We start from the raw sequence: 21,993 nt of genomic DNA on the forward strand, positions 1-21,993 counted from the left end.
TAGCGAAAGAAGGGTGAGAATCCCTTCCACCGAATATCTAAGGTTTCCTGAGGAAGGCTCGTCCGCTCAGGGTTAGTCGGGACCTAAGCCGAGGCTGAAAAGCGTAGGCGATGGACAACAGGTTGATATTCCTGTACCACCTATACATCGTTTGAGCGATGGGGGGACGCAGGAGGATAGGGTAAGCGCGCTGTTGGATATGCGCGTCCAAGCAGTTAGGCTGGAAACGAGGCAAATCCCGTTTCCGTTAAGGCTGAGCTGTGATGGCGAGGGAAATAGAGTACCGAAGTTCCTGATTCCACACTGCCAAGAAAAGCCTCTAGTGAGATGTAGGGTGCCCGTACCGCAAACCGACACAGGTAGATGAGGAGAGAATCCTAAGGTGTTCGAGAGAACTCTCGTTAAGGAACTCGGCAAAATGACCCCGTAACTTCGGGAGAAGGGGTGCTCATTAGGGTGTTAAAGCCCAGATGAGCCGCAGTGAATAGGCCCAGGCGACTGTTTAGCAAAAACACAGGTCTCTGCGAAACCGCAAGGTGAAGTATAGGGGCTGACACCTGCCCGGTGCTGGAAGGTTAAGAGGAGAGGTTAGCGCAAGCGAAGCTTTGAATTGAAGCCCCAGTAAACGGCGGCCGTAACTATAACGGTCCTAAGGTAGCGAAATTCCTTGTCGGGTAAGTTCCGACCCGCACGAAAGGTGTAACGATCTGGGCACTGTCTCAACGAGAGACTCGGTGAAATTATAGTACCTGTGAAGATGCAGGTTACCCGCGACAGGACGGAAAGACCCCGTGGAGCTTTACTGCAGCCTGATATTGAATTTTGGTACAGCTTGTACAGGATAGGTAGGAGCCTGTGAAGCCGGAGCGCCAGCTTCGGTGGAGGCGTTGGTGGGATACTACCCTGGCTGTATTGACATTCTAACCCGCACCCCTGATCGGGGTGGGAGACAGTGTCAGGTGGGCAGTTTGACTGGGGCGGTCGCCTCCTAAAAGGTAACGGAGGCGCCCAAAGGTTCCCTCAGAATGGTTGGAAATCATTCGTAGAGTGTAAAGGCACAAGGGAGCTTGACTGCGAGACCTACAAGTCGAGCAGGGACGAAAGTCGGGCTTAGTGATCCGGTGGTTCCGCATGGAAGGGCCATCGCTCAACGGATAAAAGCTACCCCGGGGATAACAGGCTTATCTCCCCCAAGAGTCCACATCGACGGGGAGGTTTGGCACCTCGATGTCGGCTCATCGCATCCTGGGGCTGTAGTCGGTCCCAAGGGTTGGGCTGTTCGCCCATTAAAGCGGTACGCGAGCTGGGTTCAGAACGTCGTGAGACAGTTCGGTCCCTATCCGTCGTGGGCGCAGGAAATTTGAGAGGAGCTGTCCTTAGTACGAGAGGACCGGGATGGACGCACCGCTGGTGTACCAGTTGTCTTGCCAAAGGCATCGCTGGGTAGCTATGTGCGGACGGGATAAGTGCTGAAAGCATCTAAGCATGAAGCCCCCCTCAAGATGAGATTTCCCATAGCGCAAGCTAGTAAGACCCCTGAAAGATGATCAGGTTGATAGGTCAGAGGTGGAAGTGTGGCGACACATGGAGCTGACTGATACTAATCGGTCGAGGACTTAACCTATTGTTTTGATAACACGCAATGCTTTCCTATTATCTAGTTTTGAAGGAACAACGTTCCTTATATTGTTTGGTGACGATAGCGAAGAGGTCACACCCGTTCCCATTCCGAACACGGAAGTTAAGCTCTTCAGCGCCGATGGTAGTTGGGGGTTTCCCCCTGTGAGAGTAGGACGTCGCCAAGCTATATATTTTGTGTATATTTTTTATAAAAAGAGTATATACTATATATTATCATCAAGTTGTTTCGACATATCCTCATCCTGAAATTCTAGAAGGGGAAGAAACAGTCGACACAAAATTAGGTGCATAAGCAAAATATCAATATTTTTATCGTCGCGGGGTGGAGCAGTCCGGTAGCTCGTCGGGCTCATAACCCGAAGGTCGCAGGTTCAAATCCTGTCCCCGCAATCAAACCAAAAAAACGAAACAATGTTTCGTTTTTTTGGTTTTTCAGCATGATTATTTTCGTATTTGTTTCTTGATGAAAAAACAGGTAAACTACATATAGAATGTTTTCTGTCCTTAGGAGAACGGTCCTAAGGATTTTTTATACTATTAGAACTTATAGTAAACAGACGATAGTATATAGGAAGGGACATCGACTTTCACCATGATTGACGGTAAGTCGTGTTTTTCTAATCTTATTTAAATAACTAGTTACATAAAGGTGATTAAGATATGGAGCAATTTGAATGGGTTTCACGAGGTGAAGAAGAGACTGCTCGTTTTGCAGGTCGGTTAGCAGAACATCTTAAAGGTGGAGATGTATTAGCTTTAGAGGGTGATTTAGGAGCAGGCAAGACCGCTTTTACAAAAGGGTTAGCGAAGGGGTTAGGGGTCACGCGAACTGTAAATAGTCCTACTTTTACGATTATTAAAGAATATCATGGGCGTTTACCGCTATATCATATGGATGTGTATCGTGTAAGTGAGGCGGAAGAAGATTTAGGATTTGATGAGTATTTTGAAGGTGAAGGTGTTACCGTTGTTGAATGGGCTCATTTAATTAAAAATCAACTTCCAGAGAATCTTTTAGTTATTTATATTTATCGTGTAGACGAATATAGTCGCCGATTTGTCATAGAAGCTCATGGAGATCGTTACGTCCAGTTGTGTAAGGAGATTATAGAATGAAAGTGTTAGCTATTGATACGTCTAATTTTACGCTAGGTATTGCTTTAATCGATGGCAATCGAGTCATTGGCGAGTACATTACTAATTTAAAGAAAAATCATTCTGTTCGGGTTATGCCGGCTATTGAGACGTTGTTAAAAGATTGTGACACTCTGCCAAAAGAGTTAGATAAAATCGTTGTAGCGAAAGGACCTGGATCTTATACAGGTGTTCGAATTGGTGTAACCATTGCGAAGACATTAGCTTGGACATTAAATATTCCATTATCAGCGATTTCAAGCTTAGAAGCTTTAGCTGCTAATGGTCGCTACTTTAACGGATTGATTTCACCATTATTTGATGCAAGGCGGGGACAAGTGTATACCGGTTTATATGAGTATGATGAGAATGAGCAATTGAAAGAAATTGTGGCAGATTGCAATATCTTATCGTCAGAATGGGCTGCCCGTCTTAAAGAGTGGAATCGTCCTATTTTATTTATGGGACAAGATATAGAAATTCATCGTGAAGCACTTAGTGAGGTGCTTGGGGAGCTAGCGGTGTTTGTTCCGCCTTCTTTGTATAATCCAAGGCCAAGTGAGCTAGCTCTTCTTGGAAAAGATAAAGAGGAAGAAGATATTCACTTGTTTGTTCCAAATTATGTACGTATGGCTGAAGCTGAAGCAAAGTGGCTTGAACAGCAGGAGAACCAAAAAATGATGAAAGCGAACGATAACAATGAGTAAAACGATGACGTTTCGGCTGATGAATCGAGAAGATATTGATCAAGTATTAGAAGTAGAACGACAGTCTTTTACTTTGCCGTGGAGTAGAGAAGCTTTTTATAATGAGCTCGATCATAATCAGTATGCAGTGTATTTAGTTATTGAGGATAACGGTAAAGTTGTAGGGTACTGCGGTGCTTGGATTGTATTAGATGAGTCACATATCACGAATATTGCGATTTTACCTGAATATCGAGGGCAAAAATTAGGTGAAGCTCTACTCCTGAAGATGATTGAAATATCGATTAGTAAAGGTGTGGTTCGGATGACGTTAGAAGTTCGAGTGAGTAATGAAGTTGCAATTTCTTTATATGAAAAATTAGGTTTTCAAAAAGGTGGTATCCGTAAAGGATATTATACTGATAATCGTGAAGATGCATATGTAATGTGGGTGAATTTCTCGTGAAACAAGAGCAAATTATATTAGGTATTGAGACAAGTTGTGATGAAACGGCTGCGGCCGTGATAAAAAACGGAACGGATATATTAAGCAATGTTGTGGCTTCTCAAATTGAAAGTCATAAGCGATTTGGTGGGGTCGTGCCCGAAATTGCTTCTCGCCATCATGTTGAACAAATTACAATAGTAATTGAAGAAGCATTACAACAAGCGAATATTACGTATCAAGATATAGATGCCATTGCGGTGACTGAGGGGCCGGGATTAGTCGGAGCTTTATTAATTGGTGTAAATGCAGCTAAGGCGATTGCGTTTGCACATGGAATACCATTAGTTGGTGTTCATCATATTGCAGGACATATTTATGCAAACCGTTTGATTCAAGAGATTCAATATCCAGCGCTTTCACTTGTTGTCTCAGGAGGGCATACAGAATTAGTGTTATTGAAGGAGTCTGGCTCATTTCAAGTCATTGGTGAGACTCGTGATGATGCTGCGGGAGAGGCCTATGATAAAGTAGCGCGAACATTGAATTTACCTTATCCAGGCGGTCCGCATATTGACAGATTAGCACATGAAGGAACACCGTCCATTAAGTTACCTCGTGCGTGGCTGGAAGGAAGTTACGATTTTAGTTTTAGCGGATTAAAATCGGCTGTTATTAACACACTTCATAATGCAGAGCAGCGCGGCGAGGAGATTAAACCGGAAGATCTTGCCGCAAGCTTTCAACAAAGTGTAATTGAAGTATTAGTGACAAAAACGATTTCTGCAGCAAAAGAATACGGTGTAAAGCAATTGTTACTAGCAGGGGGAGTAGCAGCTAATAAAGGGCTGCGTGCTGCGCTCACTGAGGCTTTTAAGGAAGTGCCGGAAGTAGAATTAATCATTCCTCCGCTTAGTCTTTGTACAGATAATGCAGCAATGATTGGAGCAGCAGGAAGCATTTTATTCGAAAAAGGAAAACGCTCTAATTTAGCGTTAAATGGAAACCCAGGATTAGATATTGAGGCTTTTTAAGAATGTGCACATATATTGATAAGGGTTGATACGGCGGAGCTATGTATATAGCTCTGCTTTACTTATTCATAAAAGTGATTTTGATTGTATCTGTGGATAAAAAAGTCTGATAATTAAAAAGTGAATGTGAATAACTTGCGTTTTTGTTGATAAGTAGCATAATTTTTGTGGATAATGTGGAAAAGTTCGAATAAAGCTTGAATGAAAAGGAGAAGGTTGTGTATATTTTTGTGGATAAAGTTTATTTTAGTAAGAAGCGAATGCTTTAGGATGCGGATATAGAAAAAGGCCGACTTAAATCAAGGTCGACCTTCTTAATATCTATATTTATCTCATACTTAATGGATAGTAAGAGCCCCCACTGATGGAAGTTTCTTATATATCCAGCTCTGCCCACTCTTCTAATAGAAGATCAAGGGCTGCTTGTGCCTGCTCTAGCTTTGTTTGAATTTCTATCACCTTTTCGTGATTTTGAAATACTTCAGAATCACAAAGAAGCTGATTACACTCTTCAATATCTGCCTCTAATTTTTCTATTTCTCCTTCAATCTCTTCAATGCGGCGCTTGCGTTGGCGCTCTGCTTTTTTCGCTTCTTTATCAATGATGTAGCTGTTTTTATCCGTTACTTGCTCTGGTTGTTTACTTTGTGTTTGTTGTTGTTCGAGTGCTTCATGTTCCGCTTGTTCTTGTTTTTTCTGAACATAGTAGTCATAATCTCCAAGGAACTCTACACTGCCATCTTTAGAGAGTTCAATGACCTTCGTTGCAATTCGGTTAATGAAGTATCGATCATGTGAAACGAAAAGCAATGTTCCTGGATAATCGATTAAAGCATTTTCAAGGACGAGTTTGCTATCGAGATCTAAGTGGTTTGTTGGCTCATCGAGTATTAAAAAATTACCTTTTTCCATCATCATTTTTGCTAAAGCAAGTCGTGCTTTTTCACCACCGCTAAGAGTAGAGACTGTTTTTAAAACGTCATCCCCGCTAAATAGGAAGTTTCCAAGTACGGTGCGTATCTCTTTTTCCGGCTTTAAGGGGTGTTCATCCCATAATTCGTTAAGTACTCGTTTGTTGGAAACGAGGTTCGCTTGCTCTTGATCATAGTAACTGATCTGAACATTTGTGCCAAAGTGAATGTCACCTGAAAGAGCAGGCATCTTATCAATAATGGTTTTTAATAGTGTTGATTTGCCGACCCCGTTCGGACCGACGAGTGCAATGCTTTCGCCTTTTGTGATTCGAACGTTAATGTGTTGGGCAACCTTTTCGTTTTGATAGCCAATTGCCAGCTCGTTTAGCTGCAGTACTTCATTTCCACTTTGCTTCTCAATTTGAAAAGAGAAAGAAGCAGATTTTTGATCGCCTTGGGGTCTATCTAAGATCTCCATTTTCTCAAGCTGTTTTCGTCTGCTTTGTGCTCGTTTGGTAGTAGAAGCTCGTGTAATATTCCGTTGAACAAAATCACGCAGCTTTTCAATTTCTTCTTGCTGCTTTTCAAATTGCTTCATATCTCGTTCGAAATCTTCCGCTTTTCTGATTAAATAAGAGCTGTAATTGCCGTGATATTTTTTCATTGAGTGTCGTGAGATTTCATATACTTGATTAACAACTTTATCAAGGAAGTATCGGTCATGAGAAACAATGAGTACAGCACCTTGATAGCCTTGTAAATATTGTTCAAGCCAAGAAAGTGTTTCAATATCTAGATGGTTTGTCGGTTCATCCAGGATTAAAATATCTGGTTTTGTTAAAAGTAATTTACCAAGGGCCAGTCTTGTTTTTTGACCCCCGCTTAAGGTGGAGATAGGTGTAGAAGGGTCAAAGCTGCCAAATTGAAGCCCGTGCAAAACAGAGCGAATATCTGCTTCATATTGATAGCCGCCGGACTCTTTAAATTGAACTTGCAGGGCATCATATTCACTCAGTACTTTTTGATAAATGGCTTCATTAGAGAAAATATCTGGATTTGCCATCTTTTCTTCTAATTGGCGTAAGGTTTGCTCTTGTGAAATGAGATGGTTAAATACGGTTAACATTTCATCCCAGATGGATAGTTCTGATTCAAGGCCTGTATCTTGGGCCATATAGCCGATTGTGACCCCTTTTGGTTGAATAATTTCTCCACCATCATAAGACAACTGTCCAGCAATAATTTTTAATAGTGTAGATTTCCCAGCACCGTTACGACCTACTAGAGCAATTCGGTCTTTATGTTGAACTTCGAGCTTCATATTCGATAGAATGAGTTCCGCTCCGTAATATTTAGATACTTGATTAACTTGTAATAAAATCATGAATTTCACCTCAGGTAGCATTATCCCGAACAAATTGTTATAGAACGTCTATCAGTTTTCAGATATACTGTTTTTTGACTCTAGACGTTTAAGCTTTTCTTCTTAGTGTACCGTATCATTGAACTTATCGGCAATAGAATGGTTATTTCGTTTCAAAACAAGATGTTACATTATGTGGAATAATGGTGTATGATTTATAATAGGGATATTATAACGTAAGATTGTACACTTTCGAACATAGTGCAGTTTATTAAGAGTAAGATGACAGAATCCCTATTGTTTTTAGAAGAACGAGCAAGTTGGGAATGGAAGCGTTATCAGTGATATTTTGAATGCATCTCATGCTTCTATGGAATATAGGCAGAAGAATAGATTGAAAAGCGCGTGTGAAAGCGAGGGAGAATAATGAATCAAGGACAATTAAAAATACCGCAGGCTACGGCCAAAAGACTACCCTTGTATTATCGATTTTTACAAAACCTACATTCCTCTGGGAAACAAAGGGTTTCTTCAGCAGAGTTGAGTGAAGCTGTTAAGGTAGATTCAGCAACGATACGTCGTGACTTTTCGTACTTTGGCGCACTTGGAAAAAAAGGATATGGATATAATGTTAATTATTTATTATCATTTTTTAGAAAAACATTGGATCAAGATGAAGTGACGAAAGTAGCGTTAATTGGTGTAGGGAATCTAGGTACTGCTTTTTTAAATTATAATTTCTTGAAAAATAATAATACAAAAATTAGTATGGCTTTTGATGTGGATGAAAGAAAAGTCGGTACGAATATAGCCAATGTTCCAATTTATCATATGGATGAAATTGAGAGCCGTCTGCAAGGAGAGCATGTTACAGCTGCAATCTTAACCATTCCAGCGCATGTGGCTCAGCCCGTTACAGATCGTTTAATTGCTGCTCAAGTAAAAGGAATTTTAAACTTTACCCCAGCACGATTAAATGTACCTTCTTCTATTAGAATTCATCATATTGACTTGGCTGTTGAATTACAGTCATTGATTTACTTCCTGAAACATTATCCAGTATTAGAAGAAGAAATCGCTGATATAGAGGATGGAATACCAATAAATAAATAAATAAATAAATATATTCTTAAGGCTAATGAAACGATTTTTGGTTCATGCATATGAAACCGTGTACATGAGTTGAAGATGAACAGTGTCTAACATAGCCAAAGAAATAAGCAGCTGATGACAGCTGCTTATTTCTTCTTTTGAATCGATTTTATTTTTACATGTAGTAAAAGCATTCGGATACCGGAGCCGAAGTCCAATGTAGCAATAAAGATAAGGAAATAAGCAAAGAATCCCCAACCTGATGATGTGACAGTTTGGATGGCGAAAGCAGTGAATACGATACCTAAACATATATAAATAATGCTTAATTTTAAAGGTGATTGATGTCTCATAAAAATCCTCCGATGAAAGCTTGCATATTTTGCATGAAATTTTGGATGTCTTCATAATACATTTGCAAAATGACAACGAATGTATTCATAGATACATGAGCAATAATTGGTACTAGAATTCGTTTCGTCTGTACATAAAGGAAAGCGAAGGTAAAGCCCATTGCCGAATATAATAACAAATGCTCTAGTTCCATATGTGCTAAACCAAAAATGATGGAGCTAATCAAAGCTGCAATAAAGAAATTAAATCGCTTATATAAGGAACCGAAAATAACTTTTCGGAAAATAATTTCTTCTAATATGGGACCAATAATAGAACTCACTACTATCATTAATGGAATCTTATCAATGACAGATAAAATTTCCTGCGTATTCGCTGATTGAGTTTGAATGCCAATCCACTGTTCAATTGTAATCGCGATACTTTGTGCAAATAAAGCGAGAAAGACTCCACATATTGCCCAAAAGGTAGAAAGGGAGATGGACGCTTTATCGCGAGTGAGTGCTGATTTTTTCATATCATGTCGCATGAAAAAGAGAGTAAGCAGAAGAGCTAATAAAAAACTAAAAATGGACCAGTAAGCAAAAGCTGTTAATCTCAATTCTCCACTAGGTACTCCTAACGTTTTTCCAATGAACATAAAGAGCGGCAGTCCAATAAATCCAGAGAGCTGCATGGCAAGATACGTAATAATGACATACCAGTATTCTTTTCTCAAAAATAATTCTCCTTTAAGTGAAATCATTCATACATGGGTACAGTGAAAATGGTATCAAAAAATATTGAATAACTCCACTTTTATAGGTGCTATTCAATCATATTTGTTGTAGGGATTTAATAGAATGGGTAGGGCTACTTTTAGTATGAGAATCTATTATCAAAATTAATGTAAAAATTTTTGATGAAGATACTTGCAAAACAGGAATGATTTATTTAATATAATAATTGTGTTAGCACTCATAGGTGTTGAGTGCTAATAATTCAAAACAGTTAATCATAAGAATTTGAGGGGGTTGTTTCACTTGTTAAAACCATTAGGTGATCGCGTTATTATTGAACTAGTTGAGTCAGAAGAAAAAACAGCTAGCGGTATCGTACTTCCAGATACAGCAAAAGAAAAGCCACAAGAAGGTAAGGTCGTAGCAGTTGGTACAGGCCGTGTTCTTGAAAATGGCGAACGTGTTACTTTAGAGGTTGCCCAAGGCGATCGTATTATCTTCTCAAAATACGCTGGTACGGAAGTCAAGTACGAGGGTACTGAATACTTAATTTTACGCGAAAGCGATATTTTAGCAATTATTGGCTAATTATACAACAATACTTAACTGAACGAAAATTTTAATGAAAAATGATTAGGGAGGTACTTATACATGGCTAAAGAAATTAAATTTAGTGAAGAAGCTCGCCGCGCAATGCTTCGTGGTGTAGATGCGCTTGCAGATGCAGTAAAAGTAACATTAGGACCAAAAGGACGCAACGTCGTTCTTGAGAAAAAATTCGGTTCACCGCTTATTACAAATGACGGTGTAACAATCGCAAAAGAAATCGAGCTTGAAGATGCATTCGAAAATATGGGTGCAAAATTGGTTGCTGAAGTAGCAAGCAAAACAAATGACGTAGCTGGTGACGGTACAACAACAGCAACAGTTCTTGCTCAAGCAATGATTCGTGAAGGATTGAAAAACGTAACAGCTGGTGCGAACCCAATGGGTATCCGTAAAGGAATCGAAAAAGCGGTTAACGCTGCAATCGAAGAGTTAAAAGCTATTTCTAAACCAGTTGAAAACAAAGAATCTATCGCACAAGTTGCGGCGATTTCTGCTGCTGACGAAGAAGTTGGTAAACTAATCGCTGAAGCAATGGAACGCGTTGGTAACGACGGTGTTATCACAATTGAAGAATCTAAAGGTTTCACAACTGAGTTAGACGTTGTAGAAGGTATGCAATTCGACCGTGGATATGCATCTCCATACATGGTAACTGATTCAGATAAAATGGAAGCTGTTCTTGATAACCCGTACATCTTAATTACTGATAAGAAAATTGGTAACATTCAAGAAATCCTTCCTGTACTTGAGCAAGTTGTACAACAAGGTAAACCACTATTAATCATTGCAGAAGACGTTGAAGGTGAAGCACTTGCAACACTTGTTGTGAACAAACTTCGCGGAACATTCAATGCAGTAGCAGTTAAAGCTCCTGGATTCGGTGATCGTCGTAAAGCAATGCTTGAAGATATCGCAGCTCTTACTGGTGGAGAAGTAATTACAGAAGAAGTAGGTCTTGACCTGAAATCTGCTACAATCCAATCATTAGGACGCGCTTCTAAAATTGTTGTTACAAAAGAAAACACAACAATCGTTGAAGGTGCTGGAAACGCTGACGCAATCCAAGCTCGCGTAAATCAAATCCGTGTTCAATTAGAAGAAACAACTTCTGAATTTGACCGTGAGAAATTACAAGAACGCCTTGCTAAATTAGCTGGTGGTGTAGCGGTTATCAAAGTTGGTGCGGCTACTGAAACAGAATTAAAAGAACGCAAACTTCGTATTGAAGATGCATTGAACTCTACTCGTGCTGCAGTTGAAGAAGGTATCGTAGCTGGTGGTGGTACAGCGCTTCTTAACGTATACAATAAAGTGGCTGAGCTTCAAGCTGAAGGCGACGAAGCAACAGGTGTGAAAATCGTTCTTCGTGCGATTGAAGAGCCTGTACGTCAAATCGCTCACAACGCTGGTCTTGAAGGATCTGTTATCGTTGAGCGCCTTAAAGGTGAAGCGGTTGGAACTGGATTCAACGCAGCTACTGGTGCGTGGGTAAACATGATCGAAGCTGGTATCGTTGACCCAACGAAAGTAACTCGTTCAGCTCTACAAAACGCTGGATCTGTTGCAGCTATGTTCTTAACAACAGAAGCAGTTGTTGCTGACAAACCAGAACCTGCTGGTGCTGCTGGAATGCCTGACATGGGCGGAATGGGCGGAATGGGTGGCATGATGTAATCTGCCCGGAAATCCTTGTAAGTAAAGGTTTCCTAGCTAGAAAAATGTGAAATGATAAAGTAATGTATATAATTTTAGGCTTCTCATTAATTGGTACAAATTGATGAGAAGCATTTTTTATTTTTGGGTTACATGCACAGTTTGGGACCCTAGAAGTCTCATCCGTGCTGGGCACACATAAAATTAGCCGGGAAGAACTTAATCTTCTTGGCTAATTTGTAAATAAGCATGAATTCTCACGGTTTTTTATAGTGAATTCATCTCTTTAATCAATTCCGATATACTTTTCACTTTTCTTCCATTATATTCGAGATATTCTGATTCATATAAATCAATATATACCGTTTGCATTCCAATGTTAATGGCTGGAGCAATGTCATTTATATAATTATCACCAATAGATAATCCTTTTTCAGGTCGAATATTGAACTTTTGTAAGAGGTCTAAAAAATGTTTCTTTGTATCTAGCGGTTTATTTGCTTCTGTGATGATATTTTCAAATATGTCCTGCAAATCTAAATTTTGAAGAATGCGATGTACATCTTCTGGCAGCTGCTTTTTTAATTGTTCCGAATAATAAACGAAATGATCTGTATCCTCGTATAAAGTGCCGTCAAAATCAAAATGACTAATTCCGCGTTTTCTATTATACTTCTTTCCATTGTTGCCTCCGGTATTTTCCTAAAAAGTTATCCACTAGTATATTTTCAACATAAAAAGGCCTAAAAATATACAGGAACTTAATGAGTATTTAGGGTAATATTGTAGTAGTTTGATTTTATTAATAATTCACACTACTTGCATAATTACCGAACATTATATTTACTTTTCAAAAAAATATTCGTGTTTTATTGACGGTTGGAATTTCTGATGTTACTATGTGTTAGTAAAAATTAAATACGGTTCTCGTATAATCCTGGGAATATGGCCCAAAAGTTTCTACCAAGCTACCATAAATAGCTTGACTACGAGGTTGTGTATATAAATATGGAGATAAATTCACTTTTTATTCCTATTATCTACCTATCTGAAGTCAAGCTCCGGTGTATCTTGGGGCTTTTTTATTTTTTTACAAGTGACTATTTTAATATGAATATATTAGGAGGAGTATTTCAATGAAAAAAGGTAGTAAGAATATAGTAATTCGTTTTTCAGGAATGGTCTATATTTCTAAGCCTTAAAAAGAGGCCTAAGAATAGGATACAAGGAGGAATTACTGATGCATGGGAATACTGCTAAAAAAATAGAATTACAAGCTGAAAATACTGCAGTAATAAATGAAAAATATCTAGATCCTAAAAAATGGCATAAGCAAGATACTACCTGGGCATTGAGCCTTTTTGGAACAGCAATTGGAGCAGGAGTGCTCTTTTTACCTATTAATGCAGGTTCAGGAGGTTTATTATCATTACTGTTAATTACCATACTTGCATTTCCTGTAATGTATTATTCGCATAGGGCACTTGCTAAAATGATATACGCTTCCAATTCTGCTGAAGAGGGGATTACAGGTACGATAAGAGAGTATTTTGGAAAAAAGGCAAGTGTAATTTTTAACATCGTATATTTCTTCTCCATTTATACAATAGTGCTGATGTATTCGGTTGCACTTACAAATACAGCAAGTAGTTTCATCGTGAATCAATTGCACATGAAAGAGCCTCCAAGGGCCATTCTATCGCTTGTATTAGTACTCGGTCTTATAGCTATATTGAATTTTGGTCAAGATATCACTGTAAAGATAATGAGTATGCTAGTCTATCCTTTCATAGCTTCTCTGCTTTTTATCGCAATATCTTTGATTCCACAGTGGAATACGTCAATGCTTAGTTTTTCAAGTGTTTCAACAGGAACGGGATATTTTGGAGTGATATGGATGATACTACCAATCATAGTATTCTCGTTTAATCATTCTCCTATAATATCGTCATTTGTTATGAAACAGAGAGCAACCTATGGAATAGAAGCTACTGACGCCAAAAGTGCTCAAATACAAAAAGTTTGTTATATAATGACATTCTCGGTTGTTATGTTCTTTGTTTGGAGCAGTGTCTTGAGTTTGACTCCAAATGATCTTGTAATGGCAAAAGAACAGAACTTGTCAATATTATCATATCTTGCTAATGAGCTTAATTCGCCTATTATCACTATTGCAGCTCCTATCATTGCTTTTGTGGCCATAACAAAGTCCTTCCTTGGCCATTATGTAGGAGCATATGAGGTAATGCGTGACATGATTATTGAGTACAGTAAAGCACGCGGAAAAGATGTAAAAGAAAAAACAGTTAAGACAATGATCCTTGTTTTTGTCGTATTAACATGCTGGTATGTTGCTTATGCAAATCCAAGTATTCTTGGACTCATTGATACCCTCAGCGGTCCGCTAGTTGCTGCTATCTTATGTGTATTACCAATGTATACAATCCGTAAAGTACCTGTACTAGCTAAATACAGAGGGAAAATGAGCAATGTGTTTGTCATTGTTGTAGGTGTGCTCACTGTCCTAGCAAGTATTAAAGCATTTTTCTAATTCACTATTGTTGTATAAATAGCGTCGTAGTTTTCAAGTATGAAGAGTGTCAAGACTTTCTTTTCATTCAATTCACTTTTTCTGGAAAATAAGCGGCTGTGTACTGCTGAATGTACGTTGAAAAATGCTAACATGTTGCTAACGCAATCAAGTGGAAAAAGGTAAATTTTCGTTAAAAATGTTACACCTCATATTCAGAAAAAACTTGATATACCGCACTTTCTGCACACAACGTTAACGATATTACACATTCTCATCTTACGGGCGGCATGATGTAATATCCGCTTATGACACGAAAAGATCTACTCTATTTGGAGTAGATCTTTTTTGTATGATTTCTTTAGTAATGATTCAGCACTAGTGAAACGGATGTACAGAATTCCAGTTTGTAAATTTCCTTTGAAGAAAACATTAAAAAAAACAGGAAAAAAAGACCATCAATAATCGGGGAAAATTCCCGTTGAATAGCAAAGTGATTACCTGTTTTTGTGAAAAATATCCTCTTATAAGCTGAAAGCCCAATCTACTATTTTATTATCCTTTACTATCAGGTTAACTACTTTATTTACAAATATTAACAACGAATTAACAAATATTCACTATAATCAACGTCGTGGTTAAGAAATTCAATCCGAGAGGGGAAGAGAATCATGACGAATGAGAGATCTTTGGACGAATTAGTGAGAAAGTTTACCCAAGAAAATTTGAACAAGAATGTTGATCGCCGCAGCTTCCTGCAAGGTGCAGGAAAAGTTGCAGGATTGTCCCTGGGACTGGCTATCGCTAATTCAATGGGTGGATTTAAGGTAGAGGCTGCTCCAGTTTTCAAGGAATATCCTTTTACACTTGGTGTCGCCTCTGGTGATCCGTTATCTGACAGTGTTGTATTGTGGACAAGACTGGCTCCGGATCCGTTAAACGGCGGGGGAATGGCGTCTCATATCGTTCCGGTCCAATGGGAACTCGCGACCGATGAAAACTTCCGCAACATCATTCAACGGGGAACAGAACATGCCTCACCAAACCTTGCACACTCTGTCCACGTTGAAGTAAGCGGTCTGAAGGCGAATACCGTATATTATTACCGTTTCAAGAGCGGAAATGAACTTAGCCCAGTTGGAAGAACAAAAACCCTTCCGGCTCCTGGCGCCAGCGTAGCCAGCATGACGTTTGCTTTTGCTTCCTGCCAGCAGTTTGAGCACGGCTATTATACGGCGTACAAGCATATGGCAAAAGAGGATCTTGATCTAGTGTTCCATCTCGGAGATTACATATATGAATATGGTACAAACGAATATCTATCGCCAACAGGCAATGTGCGTGCCCATCAGGGCGATGAAATCATTACGATTGAAGATTATCGCAACCGCTATGCTCAATATCGTTCAGATGAACATCTTAGGGCTGCACACGCTTCTTTCCCGTGGATTGTGACTTGGGATGACCATGAAGTAGAGAACAACTACGCCAATGTTATTCCTGAAAAAAACCAATCTGTTGAAGAATTTATTAAGCGCCGTGCCGCTGCTTACCAGGCCTATTACGAGCATATGCCGCTGCGCAAGTCTTCATTGCCTCACGATGGCGGCATGCAATTATACCGCGATTTTAGCTATGGCGATTTGGCAAATTTCTATGTTCTTGACACTCGTCAATACCGTGATGATCAAGCAAATGGCGATGGATCGAAAGCACATACAGCGGAATCCTTGGATCCAAACCGGACTCTTCTTGGACCAGAGCAGGAAAAATGGCTGCTCGATAATCTGGGAAACTCGAAATCTCAATGGAATGTCCTTGCCCAGCAGATTTTCTTTGCAGAGCGTAAATCAGGATCCAGCACAGCACCAAAATTCAGCATGGATTCCTGGGACGGTTATCCGGCCGCACGCCAGCATATTACCAACTTTGTTGCCAGCAGAGACATCAACAACATAATTGTTCTAACTGGGGATGTCCATGCAAGTTGGGCTTCGAACCTGACGACTGATTACAACAATCCGGAGGCCCCTATTTTGGGAGCGGAGTTTGTCGGAACCTCAATCACATCAGGAGGAGACGGCTCAGATGTGCGTGCAGATACGGCGAAAACTTTATCGGACAACCCGCATATCAAATTCTTTAATAATTACCGCGGTTACGTTCGCTGCCAGGTCACTCCGGAACAATGGCGTGCCGATTATCGTGTTGTTCCATTCGTGACCAAGCCTGGAGCCGATATCTCCACAAGAGCATCATTTGTTTTTCAAAAAGATCAGCAAGGTCTGAAGGAAGTAGCTACTACTACGGTGCCTATGGGTGTCCAAATGTCTAGTGAAGTGGAAGAAGACCGCCATCGTGCCCATGATCGCGCGCATCAGAAGCAAATGGAGAAAAAACGCAAACGCGAAGCAGTTTCTAATTAAACTTAAGCAGAACATGAAGGAACAGGGGAAATGGTAGAAAGAACGCTGCAATACCAACTGACTGCCATTTTCTTAAAAAAGGGAGATGAACCTAAATGCTTTCCAATATTGGTATTCCAGGGTTAATTTTAGTACTCGTTATCGCTCTTATTATTTTCGGACCTTCCAAGCTGCCGGAAATCGGCCGTGCGTTTGGCCGTACATTAACCGAATTTAAAAGTGCTGCAAAGGAATTAGTATCTGATGATAACAAAGAGGAAGCGAAAAGACCTGAGCTAACCGCTGTGAAAAAGGAAAATTAATAGAAAGAGAGCTGGCGGCGCCGCCCGTCCGCTCTCTTTCTTTGGCTAATATGAAAGTATAAATTTTGACTTTGAGAATTGTCCAGTTCCAACGCCCTAGCGGCTAGTGTCCTTCGCTCTCCACCCTACGATAAGTCAACATCGAACGCTTGAGCTCTTCGTATTTCCTTTATCCCGGTTGGAGAGCTCCAGGCGATACGCCGCTGACCAGGGCGCTTGCGCTTTTTTTATAAAAAAGGAGGCTTCTGGAATGAAAAACAAAGAGCAGAATCTGGCTGATCATTTAGAGGAGCTTCGCCAGCGAATCATTTTGACGTTACTGGCATTTATTGCTTTTCTAATCATCAGTTTTATTTTTGTCCAAGATATTTATCAGTGGCTCATAAGGGGTCTTAATGGAAAACTGGCCATCCTTGGTCCAAGTGATATCCTTTGGGTTTACATGATGATTGCTGCAGTATTTGCAATCGCGGCAACTATTCCAGTCGCTGCTTACCAGACTTGGCGCTTTGTAGCACCGGCGCTGAATCCTGAAGAAAGTAAGGTTACCTTAAGATTTATTCCTGGACTATTCCTGTTGTTTATTTTAGGGATTTCATTTGGATATTTCGTATTGTTCCCAATTGTTCTGGGGTTTTTAACCACTCTGTCAGCAGGGCAATTTGAAACGATGTTTACGGCTGAAAAATATTTCAGGTTCATGATTAACCTTACACTGCCGTTTGGGTTTCTGTTTGAAATGCCGCTCATTGTCATGTTTTTAACGAGACTGGGGATTCTTAATCCAATTAGGCTGGCCAAGGCGAGGAGGATTTCCTATTTTTTTCTGATTGTTATATCCGTTCTAATCACTCCACCGGATTTAATTTCCGATGTTCTGGTGATTGTGCCATTACTTGTGCTTTATGAAGTAAGTGTATCTCTCTCCAGGATTGTTTACAGAAAAAAATTGCTGCAGGAAGCAGCTTTGGAGAACCACGACGTGGCAGAGAGTGGCCAGTCCTACTCATGATGATGGCTTCAACTGGAGCAATTTGAAGAGCTTGTCCGTGACCTAAATTCTGCTGCTGTTTCATCTTTAGGACGAGCTTCCAAGATTGTTGTTACAAAAAAATACAACAATCATTGATGTTTACTAAAATACGACTGAGGGCTTAGTAAATAATTAGGCTTAAGCAGGTATACCCAATAAATTACATTTTGTATGATTGCTTTAGTAAGTTTAATAATCACTCAGGTCAAGTTTATTAAGAAGCCAGCATGTAAGAATATTATCAATTTAAAAAGTCAAAAAGTAGATGGAGGTTATTCCTCTGAAGAAATGACAAAGACTGATAGAGATAAGGATACAATAGAAAGAATTTTATCGATGCAGGAAGGAGAAAAAATAATGTTTTTGAAAATAGTCAAGAATGATTTTCTCAGAAACAAAATTGCAACGATGACAGTATTTGTATTTATCACGATGGCAGTTATTTTGGCAGCCAGTGCCATTAATAACATTGCTAATCTGATTCAGGCGATGTCAGATCTTCAGGAGAGTGCAGTACCAGCTGAAATTACGGTGATGCATGCTGGAGAATATGACCAGGCAGAAATCGACCAATTCACAGAACAATACCGTGACCATATAGCAATGCAGGAGACGATGGTTCTTCAGAATATTGATGGAAGCAATATTCATTTTGGTCAAAATCAAACGATGGCTGGAACTATACAGGACATTTCATTTGTTGTACAGAATAAGAAATTTGATTTTATATTGGATCTGGATAATGAAAAGCTGGATGTAAAGGTAGGTGAAGTGGCTGTTCCCATCTATTTTATGGAACAACACGACTTAAAAATAGGTGATACGATTACGGTGAAAAGCGGCGGGTATGAGAAAGAGTTTGTCATTTCAGATTATGCAAGAGATTTTGAGATGAACTCTTCCCTTACTTCTTCGAAACGGTTTGTGATAAATCAGAATGACTATGATGAAATGCTTGAAATACAGGCTGGGGAACTGGAATATCTGATCGAATTCAAGCTGTATGAAAACGGGGATGCTGCTGCTGTTCAGACTGCCTATATCAAAGCGGGTCTTCCGGCAAACGGTCCTATAATCGAGGGAAAGATATTTACGATGTTTAATGCCATGTCAGATATAGCAGTTGCGATTGTCATTATATTTATTAGTGTTCTGCTTATTGTGATTGCTTCGCTTTGTATCAGACTAACATTTTTGGCGACGATTGATGAAGATATTAGAGAAATCGGTGTTATGAAAGCAATGGGGATATCCAAAAAAGATATAAAAAAGGTCTATCTTAATAAATACAGAGTCATCTCAGTAGCAGCTGGCATTATCGGTTATCTGCTTTCCTTTGCGGCGGTAAATCTGTTAAACGGTAATATGAGACTTTACATATCTTCCGATTTATCAGGTAGCTTAAAATATGTGCTATCGCTTATAGCTCCATTACTTGTATATTTCATGATTGTGAGATACTGCCAGCGAGTACTGAAAAGAATCGACAAGATTTCTGCGGCGGAAGCTTTACGTTCAGATATCATGGAGCGCGGAAAGAATCGAAAGTACAGTTTCCCGCTGTCAAAGAACAAATTCTTCAGCACTAATATTTACATGGGGCTGAGGGATGTATGGAAACGATTCAAATTATACAGGCTGCTGTTTGTTATTTTTATCGTATGTACGTTTATTGTCATACTCCCCTTAAATATTTATACCACCATGAATTCATCGGCATTTTCCACGTATATGGGAATAGGGGAATACGACATGAGAATCGATCTTCGAAGAACCGATAGTATTACAGAAGATTTTATAAAATTGCAGGAAGAGTTGAAAAATGATTCGGATATCGAAAATTATGCGGCCTATATCACGAGTTCCTACCAGGTCAAAAACGCGGAAGGTTCCTGGGACTATATTAATATTGAAATCGGAGATTTTTCCGTATTTCCATTAAAATATCTGGAAGGCAGAGCACCGGAGGGTGAAGGAGAAATCTCGCTTTCCTTTGCCAATGCCGCAAAAGACGGATTGAACAAGAAAGTAGGAGATGAAGTAACCGTCAGGATTGGGGGGGAAGAACAGACTTTATCAGTCACGGGTATTTATCAGGATATTACAAATGGGGGAAAAACAGCAAAGGCGCATACGAGTCTTGGGGTAAATGAAGCGGCCGTTCTTTGGTATATTGTGAGTATGGATATAGCCAAAGGTGTTGATATTAGTGAGAAAATGGACTACTACCAGAATGCTTACGATTCTGCGCAGGTAAATGATATCAAAGAATATACTGGGCAGACTCTTGGAAATATCACTGATCAGATGAGCCTGATTGTTATAGGTGGAATCGCAATAGCAGTAATCATTGCTGTATTGATAACTGCATTATTCCTTCGGATGTTATTATCAAAGGATATGTCTCAGATTGCCATCATGCGAAGTGTGGGATTAACTTCTAAAAATATTAAACATCAATATATGGCAGGAACTATGATGGTACTCATATTGGGAATTATAGTTGGGGTGCTGGCTTCTAATTATTTAGGGGAATTTCTTGTAAGTATGGCCATGTCCTCTATGGGAGCCGCAAAAATTGAATTAGTTAATGTTGCATGGCAGACTTGGCTGCTATGTCCGTTAGCAATGATTGTAGTCGTTGGATTTACTATTTCTGTGTGCTGTAAGGTAACGGTAGAAGATGATTTATCTGTAGTTTTAAGAAGTTAGAACGGATGAGAAAGGTCGCGGTTGAGGTGTATCCCTGAAGATGGAAGAAGACTAAGGCGTGAAGGAACTCATGCAGATTCTTGAAAAGTAAGGCATTCCGAGGTGCCTCTGCGGTATAGACTTTGGTTTAAATATCGGGCATTGGAGGTGTATATATGAGCAAAATATTAGAAGCAAGAAGTATGAACAAAAAAGTAGAATTAGGAAAGGATAATGAGCTTCATATCTTAAAGGATGTAAACTTGGAGATAGAAGAAGGTGAATTCGTATCGGTCATGGGGCCATCTGGAAGCGGGAAGACAACGCTGCTATATAATGTAAGTGGTATGGATAGAATTACTTCCGGCAGTATGAAATTTAAAGACAGTGAAATCGGCACACTAAAAGAAGAAGAACTGGCGAAGCTCCGGCTGAATCACATGGGATTTATCTTTCAGGATATCAATCTATTAAAGAATCTGTCATTGATTGACAATGTTATGTTTCCTGGACTTGTATCAAAAGATGCGGATAAAAATGCAGTGTATCAAAAAGCAAAGAAACTGTTGGGAATGACAGGAATTGACATGCTTGCAGATAATACTATCACTCAGGCATCTGGCGGCCAGCTGCAGAGAGTCGCCATCTGCAGAGCATTGATAAATGATCCGGATATCATATTTGGAGACGAACCGACCGGAGCATTAGATTCCAAATCGTCAGCAGACATTATGTCGATTCTAGCAGAGATTAATAAAAAAGGAACAACCATCATGCTCGTTACACATGATGTAAAGGTGGCAGCAAAAACTGAAAGAATATTATTTATGGTAGATGGAAATATTGTTGCACAGAAGAAAATGCGTAAATACGATGCGCAGCATGACGATATTAGGGAAAGAGAAGAAAGCATTATGAAATGGTTAGTGGAAAATGGGTTCTAATTTTTCCTTGGCATTTGCATAAAATTCATATGGGGAATTTATTAGATACGTTCTAAAGGAAAAGTTCTTAAGAATGCTACACATCTGCTTAGCCAAAAACTCGATATACCACATTAAGTTAAAGCTATTATGCACTTTCACCTTACGGGCGGCATGATGTAAGGCTTTTAAGCCCTGCATTTGAGAAGTAGTTATGTAAATAATTTATATTAATAGAAAGAACCACTTCCTATAAAAATTTAAGGAGTGGTTTTTTGTGTTGTTAAAATTCGCATATCAAGAATAATAAAATTTGATTGGGAGAAATCCTACTAAGTTAGTAGTTAATAAGCTCTACCCAGTTGGTAAGGCAGTGCTTTATATATCATGTCTTTCTATCTAGTTTAATTTACCTGTTTTTCCTTATTTACGGAAAATTAATAT

The 21,993-nt window shown here is 39.4% G+C and carries 17 protein-coding genes, 1 tRNA gene, 2 rRNA genes and 1 riboswitch (1 of these 21 only partly in view); of the genes, 16 read left to right on the forward strand and 4 right to left on the reverse strand.

The annotated features are described in order from the left end of the window. From BAOM_RS01790 to tsaD, 7 genes are all read left to right on the forward strand, one after another. Positions 1-1,624: ribosomal RNA gene (locus BAOM_RS01790) — 23S ribosomal RNA — on the forward strand; it begins 1,310 nt to the left of the window's first position. Between the two features lie 65 nt (positions 1,625-1,689). After that, positions 1,690-1,805, forward strand: a 5S ribosomal RNA gene (gene rrf / locus BAOM_RS01795). Positions 1,806-1,957: 152 nt separating this feature from the next. Then, positions 1,958-2,031, forward strand: a tRNA-Met gene (locus tag BAOM_RS01800). 270 nt (positions 2,032-2,301) lie between these two features. Continuing rightward, positions 2,302-2,757, forward strand: coding sequence for a tRNA (adenosine(37)-N6)-threonylcarbamoyltransferase complex ATPase subunit type 1 TsaE (gene tsaE / locus BAOM_RS01805; protein ID WP_127758805.1), 456 nt, complete (start codon positions 2,302-2,304; stop codon positions 2,755-2,757). Next, positions 2,754-3,482, forward strand: coding sequence for a tRNA (adenosine(37)-N6)-threonylcarbamoyltransferase complex dimerization subunit type 1 TsaB (tsaB, locus tag BAOM_RS01810; protein ID WP_127758806.1), 729 nt, complete (start codon positions 2,754-2,756; stop codon positions 3,480-3,482). The genes tsaE and tsaB overlap by 4 nt, the downstream gene beginning before the upstream one ends. After that, positions 3,475-3,927: a ribosomal protein S18-alanine N-acetyltransferase gene (gene rimI, locus BAOM_RS01815; protein ID WP_127758807.1), complete on the forward strand. Its 453-nt coding sequence runs from the start codon at positions 3,475-3,477 to the stop codon at positions 3,925-3,927. The genes tsaB and rimI overlap by 8 nt, the downstream gene beginning before the upstream one ends. Continuing rightward, a complete protein-coding gene (gene tsaD, locus BAOM_RS01820) occupies positions 3,924-4,940 on the forward strand; it encodes a tRNA (adenosine(37)-N6)-threonylcarbamoyltransferase complex transferase subunit TsaD (protein ID WP_127758808.1) in 1,017 nt (338 codons plus the stop codon). Before rimI ends, tsaD begins: the two co-directional genes overlap by 4 nt. 375 nt (positions 4,941-5,315) lie before the next feature. Here tsaD and BAOM_RS01825 read toward each other — a convergent pair whose 3' ends face one another. Next, positions 5,316-7,238 carry an ABC-F family ATP-binding cassette domain-containing protein gene (locus BAOM_RS01825; RefSeq protein ID WP_127758809.1) on the reverse strand — a complete coding sequence of 641 codons (1,923 nt, stop codon included), beginning with the start codon at positions 7,236-7,238 and terminating at the stop codon, positions 5,316-5,318. Positions 7,239-7,643: 405 nt separating this feature from the next. Between BAOM_RS01825 and BAOM_RS01830 the strand changes: the two genes are divergently transcribed. Beyond that, positions 7,644-8,330, forward strand: a complete 687-nt coding sequence (locus tag BAOM_RS01830) for a redox-sensing transcriptional repressor Rex (RefSeq protein WP_127758810.1) — start codon at positions 7,644-7,646, stop codon at positions 8,328-8,330. Positions 8,331-8,455: 125 nt separating this feature from the next. Here BAOM_RS01830 and BAOM_RS01835 read toward each other — a convergent pair whose 3' ends face one another. After that, positions 8,456-8,662 carry a YdiK family protein gene (locus tag BAOM_RS01835; protein ID WP_127758811.1) on the reverse strand — a complete coding sequence of 69 codons (207 nt, stop codon included), beginning with the start codon at positions 8,660-8,662 and terminating at the stop codon, positions 8,456-8,458. After that, positions 8,659-9,381 carry a CPBP family intramembrane glutamic endopeptidase gene (locus BAOM_RS01840; protein ID WP_127758812.1) on the reverse strand — a complete coding sequence of 241 codons (723 nt, stop codon included), beginning with the start codon at positions 9,379-9,381 and terminating at the stop codon, positions 8,659-8,661. The genes BAOM_RS01835 and BAOM_RS01840 overlap by 4 nt, the downstream gene beginning before the upstream one ends. Positions 9,382-9,685: 304 nt before the next feature. On the opposite strand from BAOM_RS01840, the gene groES reads away from it, so the two are divergent. Both groES and groL read left to right on the forward strand, forming a co-directional pair. Beyond that, on the forward strand, positions 9,686-9,970 hold the full coding sequence (gene groES, locus BAOM_RS01850) for a co-chaperone GroES (RefSeq protein ID WP_119118294.1): 285 nt from the start codon (positions 9,686-9,688) through the stop codon (positions 9,968-9,970). A 63-nt stretch (positions 9,971-10,033) separates the two neighbouring features. Next, entirely contained in the window at positions 10,034-11,665 is a 1,632-nt protein-coding gene (gene groL, locus BAOM_RS01855; RefSeq protein ID WP_127758813.1) for a chaperonin GroEL, read from the forward strand. A gap of 246 nt (positions 11,666-11,911) precedes the next feature. Here groL and BAOM_RS01860 read toward each other — a convergent pair whose 3' ends face one another. Continuing rightward, entirely contained in the window at positions 11,912-12,298 is a 387-nt protein-coding gene (locus tag BAOM_RS01860) for an HAD family hydrolase (RefSeq protein WP_127758814.1), read from the reverse strand. 253 nt (positions 12,299-12,551) lie between these two features. Then, positions 12,552-12,653: riboswitch (purine riboswitch) on the forward strand. Between the two features lie 231 nt (positions 12,654-12,884). On the opposite strand from BAOM_RS01860, the gene BAOM_RS01865 reads away from it, so the two are divergent. The 6 genes from BAOM_RS01865 to BAOM_RS01890 all read left to right on the forward strand — a co-directional run bounded on the left by BAOM_RS01865 (position 12,885) and on the right by BAOM_RS01890 (position 21,570). Beyond that, positions 12,885-14,195: an aromatic amino acid transport family protein gene (locus tag BAOM_RS01865; protein ID WP_127758815.1), complete on the forward strand. Its 1,311-nt coding sequence runs from the start codon at positions 12,885-12,887 to the stop codon at positions 14,193-14,195. A gap of 650 nt (positions 14,196-14,845) precedes the next feature. Further along, complete coding sequence (locus BAOM_RS01870; protein WP_127758816.1) at positions 14,846-16,600, forward strand: alkaline phosphatase D family protein; 1,755 nt, start codon at positions 14,846-14,848, stop codon at positions 16,598-16,600. A 95-nt stretch (positions 16,601-16,695) separates the two neighbouring features. After that, positions 16,696-16,902, forward strand: coding sequence for a twin-arginine translocase TatA/TatE family subunit (locus BAOM_RS01875; protein WP_127758817.1), 207 nt, complete (start codon positions 16,696-16,698; stop codon positions 16,900-16,902). A 250-nt stretch (positions 16,903-17,152) separates the two neighbouring features. After that, positions 17,153-17,914, forward strand: a complete 762-nt coding sequence (tatC, locus tag BAOM_RS01880) for a twin-arginine translocase subunit TatC (protein WP_127758818.1) — start codon at positions 17,153-17,155, stop codon at positions 17,912-17,914. Positions 17,915-18,106: 192 nt separating this feature from the next. After that, a complete protein-coding gene (locus BAOM_RS01885) occupies positions 18,107-20,647 on the forward strand; it encodes an ABC transporter permease (RefSeq protein ID WP_252282899.1) in 2,541 nt (846 codons plus the stop codon). Between the two features lie 155 nt (positions 20,648-20,802). Continuing rightward, positions 20,803-21,570, forward strand: coding sequence for an ABC transporter ATP-binding protein (locus BAOM_RS01890; protein ID WP_127758819.1), 768 nt, complete (start codon positions 20,803-20,805; stop codon positions 21,568-21,570). The last annotated feature ends 423 nt before the right edge of the window (positions 21,571-21,993 follow it).

It is taken from the genome of Peribacillus asahii (assembly GCF_004006295.1).
Classification (GTDB): Bacteria; Bacillota; Bacilli; order Bacillales; family DSM-1321; genus Peribacillus; species Peribacillus asahii_A.